Annotated in this window: 17 protein-coding genes, 1 pseudogene and 1 riboswitch; of the genes and pseudogenes, 9 read left to right on the top strand and 9 right to left on the bottom strand. The window is 42.4% G+C overall.

The genetic code is table 11. The features are described 5' to 3' along the window. Positions 1 to 163: 163 nt before the first annotated feature. Positions 164 to 2,212: a molybdopterin oxidoreductase family protein gene (locus tag QFZ73_RS08270; RefSeq protein WP_251431473.1), complete on the bottom strand. Its 2,049-nt coding sequence runs from the start codon at positions 2,210 to 2,212 to the stop codon at positions 164 to 166. Positions 2,213 to 2,368: 156 nt separating this feature from the next. On the opposite strand from QFZ73_RS08270, the gene putP reads away from it, so the two are divergent. The 3 genes from putP (at position 2,369) to QFZ73_RS08255 (ending at position 6,463) form a co-directional block, all read left to right on the top strand. Next, positions 2,369 to 3,838, top strand: a complete 1,470-nt coding sequence (gene putP / locus QFZ73_RS08265; RefSeq protein WP_251431476.1) for a sodium/proline symporter PutP — start codon at positions 2,369 to 2,371, stop codon at positions 3,836 to 3,838. A 115-nt stretch (positions 3,839 to 3,953) separates the two neighbouring features. Continuing rightward, on the top strand, positions 3,954 to 5,279 hold the full coding sequence (locus QFZ73_RS08260) for an ATP-binding protein (RefSeq protein ID WP_307265152.1): 1,326 nt from the start codon (positions 3,954 to 3,956) through the stop codon (positions 5,277 to 5,279). A gap of 47 nt (positions 5,280 to 5,326) precedes the next feature. After that, positions 5,327 to 6,463 (top strand): DEAD/DEAH box helicase, encoded by a 1,137-nt coding sequence (locus QFZ73_RS08255; protein WP_251431482.1) that lies wholly within the window; start codon positions 5,327 to 5,329, stop codon positions 6,461 to 6,463. 77 nt (positions 6,464 to 6,540) lie between these two features. On the opposite strand, the gene QFZ73_RS08250 is transcribed toward QFZ73_RS08255, so the two are convergent. Next, positions 6,541 to 7,440, bottom strand: a complete 900-nt coding sequence (locus QFZ73_RS08250; protein ID WP_307265147.1) for a DMT family transporter — start codon at positions 7,438 to 7,440, stop codon at positions 6,541 to 6,543. Between the two features lie 163 nt (positions 7,441 to 7,603). Between QFZ73_RS08250 and megL the strand changes: the two genes are divergently transcribed. Continuing rightward, positions 7,604 to 8,779 (top strand): methionine gamma-lyase, encoded by a 1,176-nt coding sequence (megL, locus tag QFZ73_RS08245; RefSeq protein ID WP_307265144.1) that lies wholly within the window; start codon positions 7,604 to 7,606, stop codon positions 8,777 to 8,779. Between the two features lie 17 nt (positions 8,780 to 8,796). Here the strand turns inward: megL and QFZ73_RS08240 are convergent, their stop codons facing one another. Next, entirely contained in the window at positions 8,797 to 9,450 is a 654-nt protein-coding gene (locus tag QFZ73_RS08240) for a tryptophan-rich sensory protein (RefSeq protein WP_307265141.1), read from the bottom strand. 278 nt (positions 9,451 to 9,728) lie between these two features. Then, positions 9,729 to 9,859: riboswitch (FMN riboswitch) on the top strand. A gap of 145 nt (positions 9,860 to 10,004) precedes the next feature. Between QFZ73_RS08240 and ribE the strand changes: the two genes are divergently transcribed. The 3 genes and pseudogenes from ribE to ribH all read left to right on the top strand — a co-directional run bounded on the left by ribE (position 10,005) and on the right by ribH (position 11,851). Then, a complete protein-coding gene (ribE, locus tag QFZ73_RS08235; RefSeq protein WP_251431494.1) occupies positions 10,005 to 10,643 on the top strand; it encodes a riboflavin synthase in 639 nt (212 codons plus the stop codon). A gap of 18 nt (positions 10,644 to 10,661) precedes the next feature. After that, positions 10,662 to 11,300: pseudogene (ribB, locus tag QFZ73_RS08230) on the top strand (3,4-dihydroxy-2-butanone-4-phosphate synthase); the annotation flags it as partial. Positions 11,301 to 11,380: 80 nt separating this feature from the next. Further along, the gene (gene ribH, locus QFZ73_RS08225; protein WP_048685088.1) at positions 11,381 to 11,851 is read left to right on the top strand and encodes a 6,7-dimethyl-8-ribityllumazine synthase; all 471 of its coding nucleotides are present in this window, start codon (positions 11,381 to 11,383) and stop codon (positions 11,849 to 11,851) included. A 125-nt stretch (positions 11,852 to 11,976) separates the two neighbouring features. On the opposite strand, the gene QFZ73_RS08220 is transcribed toward ribH, so the two are convergent. Next, positions 11,977 to 12,375, bottom strand: a complete 399-nt coding sequence (locus QFZ73_RS08220; protein ID WP_307265134.1) for a hypothetical protein — start codon at positions 12,373 to 12,375, stop codon at positions 11,977 to 11,979. A gap of 102 nt (positions 12,376 to 12,477) precedes the next feature. Here QFZ73_RS08220 and QFZ73_RS08215 point away from each other — a divergent pair, with 102 nt between their 5' ends. Further along, entirely contained in the window at positions 12,478 to 13,644 is a 1,167-nt protein-coding gene (locus QFZ73_RS08215) for a DHH family phosphoesterase (protein WP_307265131.1), read from the top strand. A gap of 60 nt (positions 13,645 to 13,704) precedes the next feature. Here QFZ73_RS08215 and QFZ73_RS08210 read toward each other — a convergent pair whose 3' ends face one another. Next, positions 13,705 to 14,571, bottom strand: coding sequence for a YihY/virulence factor BrkB family protein (locus tag QFZ73_RS08210; protein WP_251431505.1), 867 nt, complete (start codon positions 14,569 to 14,571; stop codon positions 13,705 to 13,707). A gap of 790 nt (positions 14,572 to 15,361) precedes the next feature. Here QFZ73_RS08210 and QFZ73_RS08205 point away from each other — a divergent pair. Beyond that, the gene (locus QFZ73_RS08205) at positions 15,362 to 16,720 is read left to right on the top strand and encodes an IS1182 family transposase (protein WP_307265127.1); all 1,359 of its coding nucleotides are present in this window, start codon (positions 15,362 to 15,364) and stop codon (positions 16,718 to 16,720) included. Positions 16,721 to 16,861: 141 nt separating this feature from the next. On the opposite strand, the gene QFZ73_RS08200 is transcribed toward QFZ73_RS08205, so the two are convergent. From QFZ73_RS08200 to mreBH, 4 genes are all read right to left on the bottom strand, one after another. Continuing rightward, complete coding sequence (locus QFZ73_RS08200; protein WP_307265123.1) at positions 16,862 to 18,088, bottom strand: cation:proton antiporter; 1,227 nt, start codon at positions 18,086 to 18,088, stop codon at positions 16,862 to 16,864. Between the two features lie 6 nt (positions 18,089 to 18,094). Next, a complete protein-coding gene (locus tag QFZ73_RS08195) occupies positions 18,095 to 18,592 on the bottom strand; it encodes a cation:proton antiporter regulatory subunit (RefSeq protein WP_251431508.1) in 498 nt (165 codons plus the stop codon). A gap of 52 nt (positions 18,593 to 18,644) precedes the next feature. Beyond that, the gene (locus QFZ73_RS08190) at positions 18,645 to 19,208 is read right to left on the bottom strand and encodes a tyrosine-type recombinase/integrase (RefSeq protein WP_307265118.1); all 564 of its coding nucleotides are present in this window, start codon (positions 19,206 to 19,208) and stop codon (positions 18,645 to 18,647) included. Between the two features lie 266 nt (positions 19,209 to 19,474). Continuing rightward, on the bottom strand, positions 19,475 to 20,482 hold the full coding sequence (mreBH, locus tag QFZ73_RS08185; protein ID WP_251431526.1) for a rod-share determining protein MreBH: 1,008 nt from the start codon (positions 20,480 to 20,482) through the stop codon (positions 19,475 to 19,477). Positions 20,483 to 20,806 lie beyond the last annotated feature (324 nt).

Raw genomic sequence — 20,806 nt, 5'->3', positions numbered from 1 at the left:
TTCCTTGTGGAACAGCCTTTTTTGTGGAACCGGAGAAATATTCCTGAATTCGGAGATGAAATGCCGAAATCGGAGATATATTCCCGAGAACCGCAGATAAAACGCCGGAACCGGAGATAAATCTCGAAAACCGAGATATATTCAAAGATTGCTAAACATTGATTTACTTTTGTTGGACTTTTTCAAGATCGACCCGTCCTGAAAAGAAAACGGCGCCATTACCCATATCCGAGAGTCGATCTGGGGTAAGGGAATTGATGTGTTGTTTTGTTTCAGGTGTATTCTGCCACAATCCTTGGCTGACAAGAACGCCGGGTAACACATTTTCACCGGGAGCAGCGGTAAGCAAACATTCACCGCGACCGTTCCAGATTTTAACCATATCTCCGGGGGCTATCCCCATTGTTTTGGCATCAGCGGCATTCATGTGCAATTTCGGTTCCTTTTCCAATGAGATATGTTTGGCATTATTTGAAAAGGTTGAATTCAAGAAATTGTGATTAGGTGCCGGAATGAATAAAAATGGCAGGTCGCTGTCTTTTATGATTGGCGTATATGTTGGCAAAGGCTCGTACCCATCCTGCATCATCCGTTCGGAATAAAGTTCGATTTTACCGCTTGGTGTCGGGAGTTTTCCTGGGAACATAGGCTGCATCTTTGCTTTGACAAATTGATTCCTTGAAAGGGAGTCATAGGTGATGCCTTCTAAATGCGGGTTATAGGGAAAATTTAGTGCCTGCCGTATCATATCTTCCTCTGAATCTCTAAATGCTTGTTCCCCAAATCCCATTCCAACAGCTAACAGTTTGAACAATTCAACATTCGATTTCGACTCGCCATATTTTTCGACTATAGGTTTTTGTATTTGGACGTAATTATGCCAGTATGAATTATAAAAATCCTCCGTTTCATAAGATGATGCGGCAGGAAGGACGAGGTCGGCAAACATGGCCGTTTCGGTTAAGAATAGATCATGGACCACGGTGAATAGATCTTCCCGCATTAGACCTTCCTGCACCTTATTTGCATTCGGAGCGACAAGTGCTGGGTTGGAGCCGTATACAAACATGGAGCGAATCGGGTTTTCTTTTTCCAGAAGAGCTTGACCGATTTGGTTCATATTAATGGTCCGGGTAGCTTTATTATGCAATAAATCAGGGCGTCTTAAGGCATTTGTATTAAAAGCCAGATATCCTGAATTCCCTTTGATGGCTCCGCCGCCTTCCACCATCCATTGGCCGGTAAGTGCAGGCAGGCAGGCAATGGTACGTACCGCCATGCCGCCATTGTCATGGTGCTGCAGGCCATTGCCTATCCGAACGAATGATGGACTTGTGGTGCCGTACATCCTGGCTAATTCATATAAGTCATCAATTGGAACGCCAGTGATCGCGGAGACTGTCGCAGGATCATATTGGCGGACGTGTTCGCGCAAATCAGCTGCACCCACTGTGTATTCATCGAGAAAGGGCTGGTCGACTAGATTCTCGGCATATAGAATATGCATTAATCCGAGGGCGAGCGCACTATCGGTGCCAGGCAAAATTGGTATGAACCAATCAGCCCACTTGCCGGTTTGATTTTTATGTACGTCAATGACGACTACTTTGGCCCCGTTTTTTCGGGCTTGCTGGGCAAGTGTAACTTGGTGCATGTTTGTGCTCACAGCGTTAATGCCCCACATGATGAAAAGCTTTGTATGAATCGTTTCTTCTGGATCGGTACCGAAGGAACCACCCATTGTATAGCTATATCCGACTGAACCGGCCGCGTTACAAATGGAACGCTCGAGCATGCTTGCACCGAGTTTGTGGAAAAAACGGCGATCCATCCCCTCGGCGCTGAGGTTGCCCATGTTTCCGTAAAAGCTGTAGGGAAGTATGCTTTCCGGTCCGTGCATTTCGATCAGTTCTTTCCATTTGGAAGTGATTGTGGTTATGGCCTCTTCCCAGCTGATTGGAGCGAAATTCCCTTCTCCTTTCGGACCGATGCGCTTTAATGGCTGCTTTAAGCGCTTGGGGTCATATAGGCGGGCAGTCATGTTTCGGACTTTATTGCAAATATTCCCTTTGGTGACTGGATGATCAGGGTCTCCTTGAACTTTAATGATTTTCCCGTCTTTTTTGTGCAGCAGTAAACCGCATTGATCAGGGCAGTCAAGAGAGCAAACAGAGGGAAAGACTCCATCTGGCTGATTGATATAGGATTGCATGGCGTATTCCTCCTAATAATTTAATCTGATAAAATGAATTTTCTTAGTTATATTGAAAGTGAAATCGTTGATAGGTGCAAGAACTTCTTAACATATGTTTTTTTTTCTGATAAGCTTACAAGATGAAAATTAACCTATAAATAGGAGGATTCATTTTTGGAATATGGAATTATAATATCAATTGGAATATACATGGCAGGCATGCTGTTAATTGGTTATTTGGCCTATCGGAGAACGGCCAACTTAACCGATTACATGCTTGGCGGCCGGAACTTGGGCCCAGCTGTAACTGCATTGAGTGCAGGTGCTTCAGATATGAGCGGCTGGCTGTTGATGGGTCTTCCCGGTGCAATGTACATAAGCGGGTTAAGTGCCGGCTGGATTGTCATCGGCCTGTGTGCAGGGTCTTATTTAAACTGGTTATTCGTGGCACCAAGACTTCGGACATATACGGAAGTGGCCGGCAATTCGATTACGATTCCCGACTTCTTGGGAAATCGGTTTAAAGATGGCTCCCGTGTCTTAAAAGTGGTATCAGCATCGGTCATTTTAATTTTCTTCACCTTTTACACCTCTTCAGGCATGGTAGCAGGCGGTGAGCTTTTCCGCTCGGCTTTCAATTTGGATTACAGGTGGGGCATCTGGCTGACGGCGAGCGTCGTTATTCTTTATACATTATTTGGTGGATTCCTGGCTGTTAGCTGGACGGACTTCGTACAAGGTACAATTATGTTCATTGCCTTAATTCTAGTACCAGTAGTCACGATTGTAAATATTGGTGGCTGGGATCCTACCTTCAATGAAATAAAATCGATTAACCCAAATTTATTGCATGCATTTGAAGGAACATCGACCATTGGCATCATATCTCTTCTGGCATGGGGGCTTGGCTATTTTGGGCAGCCTCATATAATCGTTCGATTCATGGCGGTTTCATCTGTTAAAGAATTGAAAAGTGCACGGCGAATCGGTATGGGCTGGATGATTTTTGCTATCGTCGGAGCGATGTTCACCGGATTGGTGGGGATAGCTTATTTTAACCTGACAAACAGTCCTTTAGGGGAAAAAAATGCTGAGTCCGTCTTCATCATTTTAGCAAAAGAACTATTTCCTTCTTTAATAACAGGCTTCCTGTTGGCCGCGATTTTAGCAGCGGTCATGAGTACGATCGCATCACAGCTGTTAGTATCGGCAAGTGCTCTGACCGATGATTTCTATAAGCAGTTCATTCGGCCGAATGCATCTGATAAGGAATTAGTGCTGGTAGGTCGGTTTGGTGTATTGGCGATATCTGCCATTGCCCTATTGTTGGCTTTTAATCCAAGCGGTACGATCCTTAAATTGGTGGGTTATGCATGGGCTGGTTTTGGAGCGGCATTCGGTCCTGTCATTCTGTTAAGCCTGTACTGGAAACGGATGACGAAATGGGGAGCCCTGGCGGGAATGATTGTCGGTACGGCAACCGTGATCGTCTGGGATATGATTGATAAGTTCGCTGAAGTATACGAAATCATCCCTGGTTTCATCGCTGGGTCAATAGCGGTGGTCGTTTTCAGCTTATTATCGGCCAAGCCTACAAAAGATATAGAAGAAGAATTCAATCAAGCCATTAAAAACCTCTCTTGATCATTGTAGTTCCAGTTAAAATGCTGCCGGATTTTTTAGCGATATAAAACAATGAATGCAATATATATGGTACAATATCCATAGAGTCCTTATGTTGAAAACATGAGGGCTTTTTTTGAGCGATTTGGGAATAATAAACCAAAAACAATACAAAGGAAAAAACATGAACCAATCTCATAAAATTGCATGTAAAGTGGCTATTATATATATAATCATTGGTGTCTTATGGATTTTCGTTACGGATTACATCTCTATGACACAGGCAAACGCAGATGTACAGATATATGCAATGTTTCAGCATTCCAAAGGGTGGATGTTCATTTTCATAACCGGGCTTTTCCTATACTTCATAATCAGGTATTGGACGGGGAAAATGTTGAGGTCCCAGCAGGAATTCATTCTGAAAGATGAACAGTATCAGTCGTTGTTCAAGCATAACCCGGATTGTGTCCTTGAGCTGAATCTCGAAGGAAATGTCGTTTCGATAAACCCGGAAGCTGAAAAACTGTTAGGTCATAAAAGTGACAATTTGAAAGGCAAGAATGCGAATCATCTCATCAACTGGAATGAAAGTGATAAAGTAACTGTATTCTTTATGCAGTCCCTTCAAGGGGAGGCTGTAAAATTTGAAACGACCATCCAGAATAGCAGTGATGAAAAACGGATAATCCGTGTAACCTTTTTACCGATCATCGTTCAAACGGAAATGCTTGGAGTATATGCAATCGTTAGGGATATTACTGAATTGCGGCGCGAAGAGGAATTGATGATCATGTCTGAAAAGCTATCTGTAATCGGACATCTGGCCGCGGCCGTCGCTCATGAGATAAGGAATCCGCTGACATCGTTAAAAGGATTCGTACAGTTAATGGATATGACCCAGGAAGTAAACCCGCTGCATTCTGATATCATGTTGAAGGAAATTGACCGAATTAATATTATCTCAAGTGAACTTTTGGTTCTCGGGAAGAAACAGGATGTCGCATTCCGTAAGATCGATCTTGCCGACAGTTTACACCAGGTATTCACGTTGATGAAAGCGGAAACGAATTTGAATAATATCGAAATGGGGTTCAGGGTTAATACCGACGAACCGATTTATATTATGGCTGATTCAATTGAACTTAAACAGTTGATAATCAACATCGTCAAGAACAGCATTGAAGCGATTGAGGATAATGGGAAGATTGATATATCGCTGCAAATCATCGATGGACAAGCTGTGGTCAGCGTGAGTGATAATGGCATGGGAATGGTGCCCGAGCGCCTTGAACGGATAGGTGAGCCTTTTTATTCGACGAAGGAAAAGGGCACAGGGATCGGGCTTGCAATTTGCCGGAAGATCGTTCATCGCCTTCAGGGGGAAATGCATTTTGAAAGTGAGATAAACAAAGGGACGACGGTTACAATTCGTATTCCGTTGGCTACTGGACAAGAATAAATGGTACTATGAAAGATAGGAAAAGTTTTATATAAAAGGAGAACGATATGAGCGAATTACCTGCATTAGTGAACGATAGAAAACCATATATACAAGAGGTCTGGAAAAAGTCCGGATTCGGACAACTTACCCCGATTCAAACCAAAGCGATTCCCGTGATTGTGGAGGGAAAAGATGTCATGGCCGAATCACCGACTGGAACAGGAAAAACATTAGCATATTTATTGCCATTACTGGAAAAGATAGATCCTGAAAAAAAATCGCCCCAAGCTTTGATTTTGGCATCATCACGAGAACTGGTCATGCAAATCAATGAAGAAATTCGCATTTGGTCAGAGGGAAGCGGCATAACGGGTGCAGCATTCATCGGCGGTGCTAATGTGAAAAGGCAGTTGGACAAACTGAAGAAGCATCCACAGGTGATTGCTGGGACACCGGGACGGATTTACGAATTGATTGCCCAAAAGAAATTGAAGATGCATGAAGTTAAGACGATAGTACTAGATGAAGGTGACCAATTGATCACTTCGGAGCATATGGGAACGATCAATAATATTATTAAAACTACGCTAAAAGACCGGCAAATCATGGTTTTTTCAGCGACCCTGCCAGAGGAAACGGAAAAAGCGGCCCGGGGATTCATGAATGAACCCGAAATGATAAAGGTCGATAAGCATGAAAAAATGGAATCAAAGGTGGACCATCTTTACTTTGTTGTTGAGAGACGGGAAAAGTCCAAGATTCTCGAGAAAATCACAAGGCTTAAAGATGTGAAGGCACTTGCTTTCCTGAATGATATAGCAGAGCTGAGCGTCTTACATGAAAAGTTGAGTTATAAAGGTATTGAAATGGGCGTGCTTCACGGTGAATCCAATAAAGTTGACAGGGAGAAAGCGCTCCGCAAGCTTCGTTCCGGAAAATCCCCAATGCTGATAGCAACGGATGTAGCGGCAAGGGGGCTTGATATTAAAGGTCTTACTGCGGTCGTTCATATTGATATGGCTGACAACGTTGAACAATATATCCATAGATCTGGGAGAACTGGGCGTGCAGGTGCAGATGGCACTGTCATTTCAATCGTAACGGAAAGAGAAGAGCGAGAGTTGAAAAAAATGGCTCGTGAACTGGAGATTCCATTAACGAGAGTAACCTTCTATGGTGGAAACATCGTAGTCGATGAATGATTCGGAAAAAGGGTCGGCCATGGCGGCTGTCTCTTTTTTTTACAAATGCCCGTTAAGATTAAATATTAAAGAGTTGCTCATTTTGCAGAATCCACACTACAGGCCTTTTCCACTGTCTGAATATGGTGGGATTCCCAGTTAACCAAAAAGATGCCGATGAAAATGAGTGATCCTCCAACTGCAACGTACCAGTGAACAGGCTCATCCAGCAAGAGGTAGCCAGATAGGACACCGAAAAAGGGAGCTAGAAATAGGAAAGCGCTTGTTTTTGCTGAATCACCCTTTTGTAATAGGAAATACCAAACCGAAAATTGAACGATGGATGCCATGATGGCCAGCCAAAACAAAATAATGATGGATGCCTGGGTAATCTTGAAAAAGGGCTGTTCAAAAAGAAATGATCCAATGAGCAAGAGAATACCCCCGCAGAGCATTTGATAGGCTGTCATGACCCAAGTGTCGAAAGTATGTCCCCAATTTTTCATCAATAGGGTTGCTATGGACCAAGAAATGGCTGACATCAATCCAAGGAGGGTGCCGGTCTTCAAATCAAGATGTGCGCCCAGTGTGATAAAGACGCCGATAAAGCCGAGCAGAACCCCCGACCATTGTTGGAGGGTGTATTTCGTTCTAAGAAATAACGTACCAAAAATGACCACTAATAATGGGTTCATGAATGTCAAGATTGACAGTTCCCCGGCTGAAATGGTCCTTAAACCTACAAAGATGCATCCCATGACACCAGCTGTCTGGAAAAAACCGATGATACTCAATATCGCCCAATCCATAATCTTTTTTGGATGCGGGCGCTTGATGAGCTTAACGACAATGGCCATGATGAAACCTGCTAGGATGAAACGAATCGCTGCAAGTAACATCGGGGAAGTATACGCTAAACCAATTTTTCCTATTGCGAATGATGACCCCATTAAAGCAGTCGTTAAAATGACCAGAAAACCAAAAATGAATTTGTTCATCTTTTTCACCCCTAAAATATTCCATTATATTTGATTGTGAAATTATATCACACTTACTAAATTCAAGAGTTCGTTAATGGGGGGATAATCATAAATGAAAACGCTTCCTTTATATGTTTTTTTGGCATATGATAGCAATAGACATAGGTTAGGAGGAGACGGTATGACAGGAAAGTATAAACAGTTTGAAACTGCAGTCATCCATGAAGGATATGATTCGAATAAACATTTAGGAAGCTTGGCAACACCCTTATTCCAAACCTCGACATTCACTTTCGAAAGTGCCGAGCAAGGGGAAAGGCGTTTTGCCGGTATGGAAGATGGATATATTTATTCTCGCCTTGGAAATCCAACGGTAAAGGTGCTTGAAGAAAAGATTGCCGCTTTGGAAGGCGGGGAAGCTGGCCTTGCTTTCGGTTCAGGGATGGCTGCGGTTTCAGCAGTACTTTTTGCTTTAACAAAAACAGATGACCACATCCTGTGCTCACAGGGGTTATATGGTTGTACATTCGGTCTTCTGCAGCTAATGAAAAATAAATACCGCATCACTCATGATTTTTGTGAAATGGATACAGAAGAACAGGTAAGGAATATGATCCGGCCGGAAACGACCTGCATATATGTAGAAACCCCGATCAATCCGACGATGAAAATGATTGACTTACAGATGGTGGTGAGAGTTGCGAAGGAGTATAATGTGACGGTCGTAGTCGATAATACGTTTTCGACGCCCTACCTACAGAGACCGCTTGAATATGGCTGTGATATCGTCCTTCATAGCGCTACCAAATATCTTTGCGGGCATGGGGATGTCGTTGCGGGCCTTGTCGTCGGTAAAAAGGAATTCATGAATCATGTAGCTGGGACTACACAGAAAGATATCGGTGGAATCATTTCACCATTCGATGCTTGGTTACTATTGCGGGGATTAAAGACCTTGCCTGTCAGGATGGACCGTCATTCGGCCAATGCAATGGCAATCTTTCATGAACTTAAGAAACATCCAAAGGTGAAAAGGGTATATTATCCAGGTGATGATGCTTCACCGGATCATTATATAATGCAAAAACAGATGAAACATGGCGGCGGCCTTATCTCTTTCGAATTGCATGGCACAAAACAGAATGCACAGGAATTCCTCAATAAATTGAAACTTATCAAAATTGCTGTCAGTCTGGGGGATGCCGAAACATTGATCCAGCATCCCGCTACCATGACGCATTCTGCCGTTCCTGAAGATTCGCGTGAACAAATGGGCATCAGTGACCAGCTGGTCCGTCTCTCAGTTGGCCTTGAAGGTTGGCAGGACGTCTGGCAAGATCTTCAGCAAGCATTTTAGGCTACCATATTCCTTATTCAGTTCCTTCTATTTTTAATGAATATGGTGATAGATACGATAAAAATGATGGCTGCCAGGATATAAGAAATGTCTGTAACTACCGGATATGCGGCGCTATTTCGTATCCCGATGCCTATGAACGACCAAACGAATACGAGAGGATAGCACCAATCCCGGTTTTTACCTGCAAAGACAAAGGCCAGGATTGTTGTTGCAATCAGCAGGACGATCGTCCAGGTTAAACTAGTTAGCCCAAAACTGTCCCAGTTGATATAGGTGAGGTAATAAGAAATGTCAGCGATGGTTGCAACACTTACCCAGCCTGTATAAACGGAAAATGGAAATAGGTCGAAAGTATCGTGCTCCACTTTTTTTATGCTTGTATAAATGACCATTAAAGTAGCCAACAGAGCAATGATAATGAATACGGATAAAAAAAAGTGTTCATAGTGCCAAGCCAAAAGCCAAGTTCCATTTAGGACACAGCTTAAAGCGAACCAAGGGAAGGATGCATTATAAACAGGGCTGTTTTGATGTTTACTTAAAAACTGCCTGAATACCCAGATGGCGAGCAGGAAATAGATCAAGCCCCATATGGAAAATACATAACCGGCAAGAGTGAAAAGGACATCCAGTTTATCGGAAATCTCTCCTGATGTTTGGCCGTTCAATGGCAGGAAATTGGCAAAAAAAATTCATCGTGACGACGAACAGATAGAAAATCAAGTTAATGATGGAAATAATCATGGGCTTCCTCCTTGTATGAATTGTGATCCTGCTAACCTTATTCCACATATTTAGCCTGCTTAACCTTTTAGGAGCACATCGGGGTACTTGGGGGTCATTTTTCCATAAAGAGAGGAAGTTCCTGTAACAATTGAACCATTTAAGGTTAGAAATTTTACATCTTCACTTTATGGTGATAAAATATTCAAAGATTCATATTATTTTAGTCCTTCGGGGTCGGGTGAAAATCCCAACCGGCGGTGATGAAGAAATTCTAAGCCCGCGAGCCTGTTAAAGGCAGGATTTGGTGAGATTCCAAAGCCGACAGTAAAGTCTGGATGGGAGAAGGACGTGTGGAACCCAAGTGTATACGTACGCCTAATTTTTCGAAATGGAAATATTGGGCTTTTTAGGTATACAATTTTTTTCACTCATTTCTCCTGCTAACTCCTTAGGTCATCCTAAGGGGTTTTTTATATTTTATAAAAGGGGGAAAAACATGTTTACGGGAATCATTGAGGATATCGGTACCGTACATTCCTTGAAAAAAGGAAAAAGCAGTATGGAGTTATCGATTCGTTCTGAAAAAATCCTTGAAGATGTGCATCTAGGGGATAGTATTTCAGTCAACGGGGTCTGCTTAACGGTAACGTCCTTCACGAAAAGTTTGTTTACGGTCGACGTGATGCCGGAAACGGTCAAAGCTTCCTCGATCCGGACGTTAAAATTGGGATCACCTGTTAATCTCGAACGAGCCATGAGTGCACAGGGAAGGTTTGGCGGTCATTTTGTTTCAGGTCATATCGACGGAACGGGAACAATCATAAAAAAAGAACGAAAAGAAAATGCCGTATATTATGTAATCCAATTGGAAGAAGGGCTTAGTACCTTTTGCATTCCAAAAGGTTCCGTGGCCATTGATGGAACAAGCTTGACGATATTTGGGATTGAAAGGAACCTTTTGACTGTATCATTGATTCCATTGACCCATCAGGACACCATATTGGGACAAAAAGCGGCTGGCGATATCGTTAACATCGAAAACGACATGATAGGGAAATATATAATACATCAAATGAAAAATGGCAATCCAAAACCAGGACTGAATTTAGAGTTTTTGGCAGAGCATGGATTCTAATAAAAGGGCGGTGTAATGATGTTCCATACAATAGAAGAAGCAATAGAAGATTTGAAGGCTGGCAAGGTAGTAATCGTATCCGATGATGAAGACCGTGAAAATGAAGGAGATTTTGTAGTGTTGGCCGAAAAGGCGACACCGGAAGCGATTAATTTCATGGCGACTCATGGACGTGGTCTGATTTGTACAACCATCACTGAAGAACTTGCAGCGAAATTGAAACTGCATCCTATGGTAGGAGAAAATACCGATCATCATGGCACTGCTTTTACGGTAAGTGTCGATCATAAAAGCACCTCTACAGGAATCAGTGCTTTTGAAAGGTCCTTGACCATCCTTGAGCTTCTTAATGAAGATTCGGTCGCTGAAGATTTCCAACGGCCAGGTCACACTTTTCCGATAGTCGCTAAAGAAGGCGGCGTATTAAGAAGGGCAGGACATACGGAGGCATCGGTGGACTTGGCGAAGTTATGCGGTGCCGCTCCAGCTGGTGTCATTTGTGAAATCATGAATGAGGATGGATCGATGGCCCGCGTATCCGATTTAGAAGTCATCGCTGACAAATTCAACCTGAAATTCATTACGATAGCCGATTTGATTCGGTATCTTCAACAAAATGATACAATCGGGAAACAGGAACTTGAACTGAACATCCCGAAAGCTTGAAGGATTTTAAGGAATTAAATCTTAAAATGAAAAAAAATGATATTGTTTTTAAAAATTAGGAGGAATTGGACATGGGGAAAACTATTGAAGCACAATTAATCGGATCAGGATTGAAAGTCGGAATCGTGGTAGGAAGATTTAATGAGTTTATCACAAGCAAGCTTTTAGGAGGGGCGTTGGATGGCCTTAAGCGTCATGGCGTTGATGAGAATGATGTGGACATCGCGTGGGTCCCGGGTGCTTTTGAACTTCCGTTAATTGCTAAGAAACTTGTGAATACAGGTAAATATGATGCGGTAATCGGTCTTGGAACGGTAATCAGGGGTGCCACTTCACATTACGATTATGTCTGCAATGAAGCAGCTAAAGGTATGGCTTCCGTTTCATTGGAAACAGGTGTACCGGTTATCTTCGGTTTACTGACAACTGAGAATATTGAACAAGCCATTGAACGTGCAGGAACAAAATCAGGTAACAAAGGCTATGAAGCTGCGGTTAGTGCCATTGAAATGGCCAACCTTGGAAAATTGATAGAACAGTGATTCACATAAGGAAGCCGCAGGGATTAACATTCCTGCGGCTTTTTTTGATGTGCCGGCTCATGTCAACTTTCTTAAACCGTTAAGCAATTCTTCAGAGTTCGTAAAGTTCCTGGCCATTTGATCGATTAGCGAATGCCGATCTTCGACACTCGCCGCAACCTCCACAAGGGAAGCGGCATTCTCTCGGGCTTTTCCATTATCAAACAGGTAACTTCCAAGATTTGGTTAATCTCGTTTGTGACTTCCTCGGACATTTTCCCTGTAGTATGGACGTTTTCTTGAAGTCCATTATAAAAATCGGTCAATCCTTTATTGGACCGTGTGATTTCATCAAGCATGGCTGATTGTTTGATTTCTGCTTTCCGGCTCTTTTCCAATTCTAACAACGCGACGTTTATGGATGCGATTCCAATCAAACTTAGAAGGATGGAGGGGGCGGAAGTAGTATAAAAAATGGAAAATAAAGAATCATTAGGGAATTTACGATAAAAAAACAGAACAAAAGCATCACGTAATGGAAGCATGATAAAATATGCGGATATGATTATGCTACAATTGTAAAGATTGCAATTGAAATTCATGTCTTTAGGGAAAAGTAAATTTATTAGTTATTAGGAGGGGTTTGTGTGTACCATCTCTTTACACATAATGATTTAGATGGAGTCGGCTGCGGCATTGTAGCTAAGCTGGCATTCGGAGAAGAAGTAGTGGTTAGTTATAATTCAATTGGTCGCCTTAATCAGAATGTAGGAGCATTTCTTGAGCAGGCTAAAATTGAAGATACATTGATCGTTACTGATCTATCGGTTGATGAAGATAACGAAAAAATGATTACTCAGTTTGTGGAAGATGGAGGCAAGGCGCTGCTGATTGATCATCATAAGTCAGCACTGCATTTGAACGAACATGATTGGGCATCTGTAACTGTCGAACAGGAAGATGGTAAACAGACGGCAGCGACATCATTATTCTATCAGTATGCAGTTGAAAATAAATTGCTGGAACCTTCAAGCATTGTCGCTGAATTCGTTGAATTGGTCCGTCAATACGATACTTGGGAATGGGAAGTCAATAAAAATACAACGGCAAAACGATTGAATGACCTGTTTTTCATGATTCCGATAGAGGAATTCGAAATGAAAATCGCAAATAAGCTGTCGACGGCTGAAAGTTTTACTTTTGACGAAGTGGAGCAAACCCTTCTGAATGTTGAAGAGAGTCGGGTTGATCGATACATAAACAGAAAAAAAAGGGAAGTCTATCAGGCTACGGTCGGTCCCCATACAGCTGGTGTGGTCCATGCAGAGTCATACCACTCAGAATTGGGTAATGAACTGTCGAAAGAGTTCTCGCATCTGGATTATATAGCCATCCTGATGGTAGGAAGTAAAAGAATCAGCTTCCGGACAATCCACGATGATATAGATGTTTCTGAGGTTGCTGGCAAGTACGATGGGGGCGGCCACCAAAAAGCCGCCGGTTGTACCATGTCCGAAAAGGCGTATAGCCAATATGTCGAAAAGACCTTCTATGCCGAGCCCCTTAAACGAGACGCACATAAGAATCAATTGAATGTAAAAGAATCCCCAGAGGGTTGCCTATATTCAACGAGAGACAAACAGGACATATTCATCTATGAAGATGAAGAAGAGGAATGGATTGTTGAAATCAACGGAAAACAACAGAAAAAAACATTCGATACATTCGCGGAAGCGGAAAAATACATGAAGCGGAAATACGCTGCATGGCTGGCCCATGATGAAAGATATGAAGAGTTTGTCAATAAGGGATGAATAGGAAGCGGCTGTCCGAATGGGACAGCCGCTTTTCAATCTTCCATTGTAATTCATGATCTACCTTTTAAGCGGGACAGGATGAACGATCGTGCGTGACTGTTTTTTTGGAATGGAATTTTGCCGATGAAGAATTGCATTGATTTCTCCGCCGATCACAAAAATCAGACCACTCATATACAGCCATAGCATCAAGATGATGACGCCTCCTAAACTGCCGTAAGTGGAAGAGTAGTTGGAAAAGTTACTGACATAGAATGAAAATCCAAGTGATATTCCAAGCCAAAGTACGGTTGCGGTCACTGCACCTGGGATGACATGTTTAATGGGAAAACTTTTATTCGGTGCAAAGCGATATAAAAAGGCCAGGACAAGTGAGATGACCACAACTGCGATAACCCACCGTAATAAGCTGAATAAAATTTGTGTTTCTTCAGGGATCGGAATGACTTGCTTTAATAAATCGATGATGACTTTTCCGAAGACGGGGAGACCCAACATGACGATGAATGCTACAACCAGGCCTAATGTCAATACAATGGAAATGAAGCGGGCTTTAATGAAATTCCTTGTTTCTTCAACATCATAGGCGATATTCATGGAATGGATGAACGCATTCATTCCGTTGGAAGCGGACCATACGGTGCCAAGGAAACCAAAAGTCAGTAAGCCGCCGTTCCGTTCAGATAATATGTTTATGATATTTTTCTCGATGACTTCCATCGTTTCCGCAGGCATGAAGGTTTTTATCGTGTCAAGGGCTGTCTGAATATCGATGTTCAGATAAGGTAATATGGACAGCAGTAAAATGAGCAAAGGGAATAGTGCCAGTAAATAGTAATAAGCTTGTTCTGCTGCCAGCCCCGTCACACGATCTTCCTTTATTTCTTTAATCAGTTTCTTTGAAAATTTTACCGACTTATTCATCTGGGCATCACTCCTGAATAGTTACTTAGGTTATCTGCTTCTTTTCCCTCTGTTCATGTAAGTTAATCCTAAAAAGAAAAGAAATTGAAAGCTCTAATCCGCGCGCTTGCAGAAGCTTGTGACAATGACATAACCTGCAACTACTCCAGCGATATGTAACGTGGGAAAGAGGCAAATCAGTTTTAAATGCTTCATTAAGGATGACCAACCTTAGCCAATTCACTTACCAATGCCCTTTTTTTTGAAAGTTTTGCAGAGTTCGGGGGATGGCGAGTATCATGCCTAAAAAACCGGAAGTGAAGATTCGTACAGCAAGTATCCCTAAATCTCGTAAGTTTCGCGATTAACTGTAAATAGGTGCTGTTGTTACTTTAAGCCTATGAATAATACGGCCAAATACTACTGCTAGGTATGATTTTATCCCCCCTTTAAAACAAGTATAATCATATTCGGAAAATCATGGAGGTGAGTGATAAATGGTAAACAGAAAAAAGGCCAGACAGAAATGTCTGGCCTCAGACTGTAGACAAACTCGATGAAAATCGAGTTTGTCTATTTTTATGGCTTGTACAATTTGGACGGTTGATTTCCACTCCAGGCACTCGCTTTCCGCGGGCGGTCGGGGAGCCTCCTCGGCTTTCGCCTGCGGGGTCTCCCCTAGACGCGCTTTTCCCGCAGGAGTCTCGTACCTTCCGTTCCAATCAACTTTGTCTTACCTTTTAGATAGAACACTTTTGCCTGGAGTCATTTTTGGTTTAAAATAGAAGTATTAAAACTTGAGGTGATGAGGATGCTTTCTAAACATGATTCTATTCAGCGAGATCAACTTGAAATGATTACTTTAGATCAACTGGTGCCACCGAACCATTTGGTTCGTAAAATGGAGGCTGCCATTGACTTCACTTTCATTTATGACTTGGTGAAAGATATGTATTCAGAGGTAGGACGCCCAAGTATTGATCCAGTTATTTTAGTTAAACTGACTTTCATTCAATATACCTTCGGTATTCGTTCCATGCGTAAAACGATTGAAGAAGTTGAAACCAATATGGCTTACCGTTGGTTCTTAGGCTATGGTTTCCATGATAAAGTACCTCATTTCTCTACGTTCGGGAAAAATTATGAGCGACGCTTTAAAGATACAGACCTATTTGAACAGATTTTCTATCGCATTTTAATGACAGCTTCTTATAAAAAGTTAATAAGTGCTGAACACGTTTTCGTGGATTCCACACATGTGAAAGCCAGTGCGAATAAACGGAAATTTGAAAAGAAAATCGTTCGTAAAGAAACACGAGCGTATCAAGGACGTCTTCAAGAAGAAATCAATCAAGATCGTGAAAACCATGGAAAAAAGCCTTTTCCACCAAATAAATTTGAGAAAGAAGAGACCAAAGAGATTAAAGAAAGTACAACGGATTCTGAGAGTGGCTACTATGTGAAAGATGAACGAACAAAACAGTTTGCCTATTCATTCCACGCGGCCGCAGACCGCAACGGTTTTGTATTGGGAACGATTGTAACACCTGGAAATACACATGACAGTCAGATCTTAGAGCCACTAGTTGAACAAGTGATTGAGAAAGTTGGAAAACCGGAAGCCGTTGCCGCAGATGCAGCTTATAAAACACCAGCGATTACAAGCTACCTATTTAACAAAGAAATCATACCGGCTTTACCTTATACACGTCCTCGCACCAAAGAAGGATTTTTCCGCAAACAGGACTATGTATACGATGAACATTTTGATTGTTACCTTTGCCCTTCGGGCGAAACTTTAAAGTACTCAACAACAAATAAAGAGGGCTATCGCGAGTACAAATCGCCAAAACAAATTTGTACAACATGCTCATTTTTATCTCGGTGTACAGAAAGCAAAGACTGTCAAAAAGTGGTGACACGGCATATCTGGCAAACACATGTGGAAGAAGCAGATCATCTGCGTCATCATCAAGATGTAAAACCTATATATGCAAAACGTAAAGAAACGATTGAGCGTGTATTCGCAGATGCAAAAGAAAAGCATGGTATGCGTTGGACTACTTTAAGGGGACTTAAAAAATTGTCGATGCAGGCGATGCTTACTTTCGCTGCCATTAATTTAAAGAAGATGGCCAATTGGACATGGCGAGGTCCAAAAATGGCCTAACATAGTGGGCTCGTAGAGCCCCAATCTCTTAACTTTAGGCGAAAATTCAAAGGGAATTTCAAAAGGGGTTCAGAATTTTTTAATTCCGAACCCCTTTTGTCTACAAACTGAGGCCAGACAGAAATGTCTGGCCTTTCTTCACTATTGCACTTCTTTTCCTTGTTCCTTTTGAACCTTAGGAGGGGTCCATTTGAAGACTTTATTTAGGATAGTATAGATGTGTTTGGATTCTTTTGTAAGGATCGGCCCAAGAATCGCTAAGGTCAAAACATAAAGTGCCGCAAACGGGGTTAATATAGGCATTAAACCGCCAGCAATGCCTAAGTTGGCTAAAATAATGGAGAATTCGCCGCGTGAAACGATCGTTAAACCGATGTTTGCGGATGCTCTGTGAGATAAACCGGATTTGCGTCCGGCAATCATACCAGCGGCAAAGTTACCGATTATGGTGATGATGACGGCTCCAAGAACCATCCAGACAGCTCCGCCAAGGGTCGTCGGATCGATACTCAAGCCAAAGCTGAAGAAAAATATGGCCCCGAAGAAGTCTCTGAAGGGAATGACAAGTTTCTCGATCCTGTCGCTATGTTCCGTCTCAGAAAAGACTAGGCCGAGCAGTAATGCACCGATGGCTTCCGCAACATGAATCGTTTCCGAGAAACCGGCAATGAAGAATAGTAATGCGAAAACAACGATGATAAAAATCTCATCGGAGGTTATATTGAATAGTTTGTTAAGGACCCCAGATGCTTTCCGGGCGATAACAAAAAATATCAGCATATACCCAATCGCGATAAATGTAGAAAGTAATGTTCCCCAAACGGAACCAGAAGAGCTTAATACCAATCCGGATACGACTGATAAATAAACAGCGAGGAAGATATCTTCAAACATGATGATGCCAAGGATTAGCTCGGTTTCATTGTTACCGGTCCTTTTAAGGTCCACAAGTACCTTTGCCACAATGGCACTTGAAGAAAAACTGATGATCCCGGTTAATATCAGAACCTCTTTTAATGGAAGACCGAGCAGGAAACCGTACAGCAATGCCATTCCCACGTTGATTAAAATGTAATAGGTTCCGCCTGTCACGATATTTTTCCCGGACTTCATAAGCTTTTTGACGGAAAATTCAAGCCCTAGGTAAAACAGAAGGAATAAAATACCGACACGACCGAGGAATGCTATGATTTCATCACTTTCAATGAAACGCAGGTCAATTAATCCGAAGTGCGGGGCATGGGGGCCAACGAGCATCCCGATGATAATTAATAGTGGAACATTTGATATTTTGAATTTACCTGCAACGAGAGCAGCTAATGCTACTAGAAGTAGGGCAGTTCCCACTTCAAAGACTAAATGGTCCATACGAGCTTAGTCACTCCTTTCGTCGGTCAATAATTCTCTTATAAGGTTACGGATATCTTTTCTTTCACCGGATATCACAAGGGTATCGCCTGTTTCGATGATGGAGTCAGGGCCAGGATTATTCAGTTGTTTTTTTCCTTTTTTAGAATGGGCGATGACGGTCACGTTATAATTGCTCCTGATATCAATCGATCCGATCGTTTGATTGATGGCCTTTGAACCCGGTTCGACTTTGAACCATTCAATCACCAAGTCGCCCAATGACATTTCAATCGTTTCAAGTGCTTGTGGTTTATAAACCATGCCGCCTATGATGGAAGCCATTTGCCGGGATTCCTGATCGTTAAGGGTGATGCTTGATATGACGTCTTCATGTTCATTATCAAAATGGTATAATTCCCGCCGGCCGTCATCGTGAATGACGATTACTAACTTTTCATCATTTCTCGTTATGATTTCGAATTTTTGGCCAATACCAGGAAGTTCACTTTCTCTAATTCTCACTGGAATTCCTCCTTAAAATGTTGGTTAGAGTTAATAGAAGATAGCAGAATGTTTATAAGTTAACGTCAATGTTCGTCTTGAATTTCTTCTCTTTGGATATGCCGATGTATTTTAATGTCTCCGATGGACTGGAATGATGGTAGTGCTTCTGTATCAAGGCCAGTGACACTCCTTGTTTATAGGCATGGTAGCCAAAAGTTTTACGCATCGAACTTGCTCCGAATTTGCCTGTCAGCCCTGCACCTTCCACAGCATCATGGATGATTCGATGCGCCTGTTGACGTGTAATCGGCTTTTTTGTCTTTGGGGAAAGAAATAAAAATTGACCTTCGATAACCTTCGAGCCTTTAAGGTACTCTTGTAAGGCGGTACGGACTTTCAGGTTCAAATAAATTTGGTTGACTTCGTCATTTTCCGTCCGTTGCTCATAGAACTCCTTGACTTTGCCCGTTTCATCCAGAACGCTGGCGACGGTGATTTCGAGCATTTCATTTATCTTCATTCCTGTATTGATGCCGAGTACAAACAATAAATAATCCCGACTGGAGTGAGCGCGTAAGTATGTTTTTATTTTGCTGATTTGATTGATATCCTTAAAGGCTTCTACATATTCCATAGATCTTCTCCTCTTACCAATGTAACATAATTACATTATAACACAAGTTATGTAACATTGCATGCATTTAGTACTGCGGTATTGATTCCTATCCAAACAGTAATGCATGCTGTCGAACGTAAAAAAACTTTTTCCTTATTCTCTACTCAAACTAGGTAAAATATTTCAGGGAAGTTATTTAACGTGAGATTGCTGTTTGCATCATGGGGGACATCAGCCTGGAATGATAAAAAAAAGAAACCCCAAGTTGGGGTTCCCTCATCTTTTTAGTACACGGCTTTTTGTAATTTGTGAATGACCTCAAGTGAAAGCCCGGTTCCGATGGCAACTGATTCAAGCGGGTTATCTGCAAGTTTGACTGGGACGACAATTTCATTCGTCAGCCACTCTTGTATCCCGTTGAGAAGTGCACCCCCGCCGGATAAGATGACACCTTGATCGACGATATCCCCGCTCAATTCAGGAGGACAATCTTCCAAAGTGGCCCTGATTGCTTCCAGTATATGAAGAAGCGATTCCTGAATGGCTTGCTGGACGTCAGTGGATGATATTGTAATCGGCTTTGGAAGACCCGTCACAAGATCCCGGCCTCTGACTTCCATGGTAATCACGGAATGTTCAACGAGTGCGTAGCCGATTTCTTTTTTTATTTCCTCGGCTGTTCTTTCCCCAATCAGCACATTATGTTTTTTCCTGACATATTGGCTGATATCTTCATCCAATTGATCTCCGCCAATTCTGATTGAATTGCAAGAAACGACGCCGCCATAAGAGATGATTGCGACCTCAGTCGTTCCGCCGCCGATATCAACGATGACATTGGCAACGGGCTCTTCGACAGGCAGGCCCGCACCGATTGCTGCTGCTACTGGTTCCTCGATAAGGTGGACCTGTTTCGCTCCGCAGCTTTTGACTGCATCCTGAATGGCCCTTCTCTCAACTGATGTGGAACCTGATGGCGTACAGACCACTACACTAGGTTTGCGTATCGATAAACCTAGGGCCTTACTTGCTTTTTTCATGATTTCCCGAAGCATTTGCGCGGTCACATCAAAATCCGCAATGACACCATCCTTAAGCGGACGGATTGCCACAATATTTCCAGGTGTTTTCCCGATCATGTTTTTTGCATCCACACCGACTGCCAATACTTTATTAGTCTCTATATCAATGGCCACCACAGATGGCTCATTAAATACGATTCCTTTATTTTTACTGTAAACTAGCGTATTTGCAGTTCCTAAGTCAATGCCTATTTCTGTATTTGATAACATCTAGTCACCCCTCCATAAGAGTTTGACCCCTATATACTCATTCTACCTTTTATATCGAGTTTGTGGGGGTGGGAAATCTAGTAAATGGTGGAAGTGCCATGCTGTTTCTTTTCATAGAGTGAAAACATGATGGAATATAAAAGTTCACTGGCGATGGCAAGCGGCCTAGAACGGCAAATGTCCAATTGTAACCAATCCATCCTTACATCGGAATGGCTAATGGCGCCAACATTCTGCCTAGTATATTACACCACTGCACCCCTCGCTCAAGTCGAATACAAGTGTGGATGGCAGCTTTGAATCAGCTTATTTTATGTTAAGATA

Origin of the sequence: Peribacillus sp. V2I11, from assembly GCF_030817135.1 — a bacterium.
GTDB classification, from domain to species: Bacteria; Bacillota; Bacilli; order Bacillales; family DSM-1321; genus Peribacillus; species Peribacillus simplex.
This window is presented reverse-complemented; position numbering and strand designations above follow the sequence as displayed.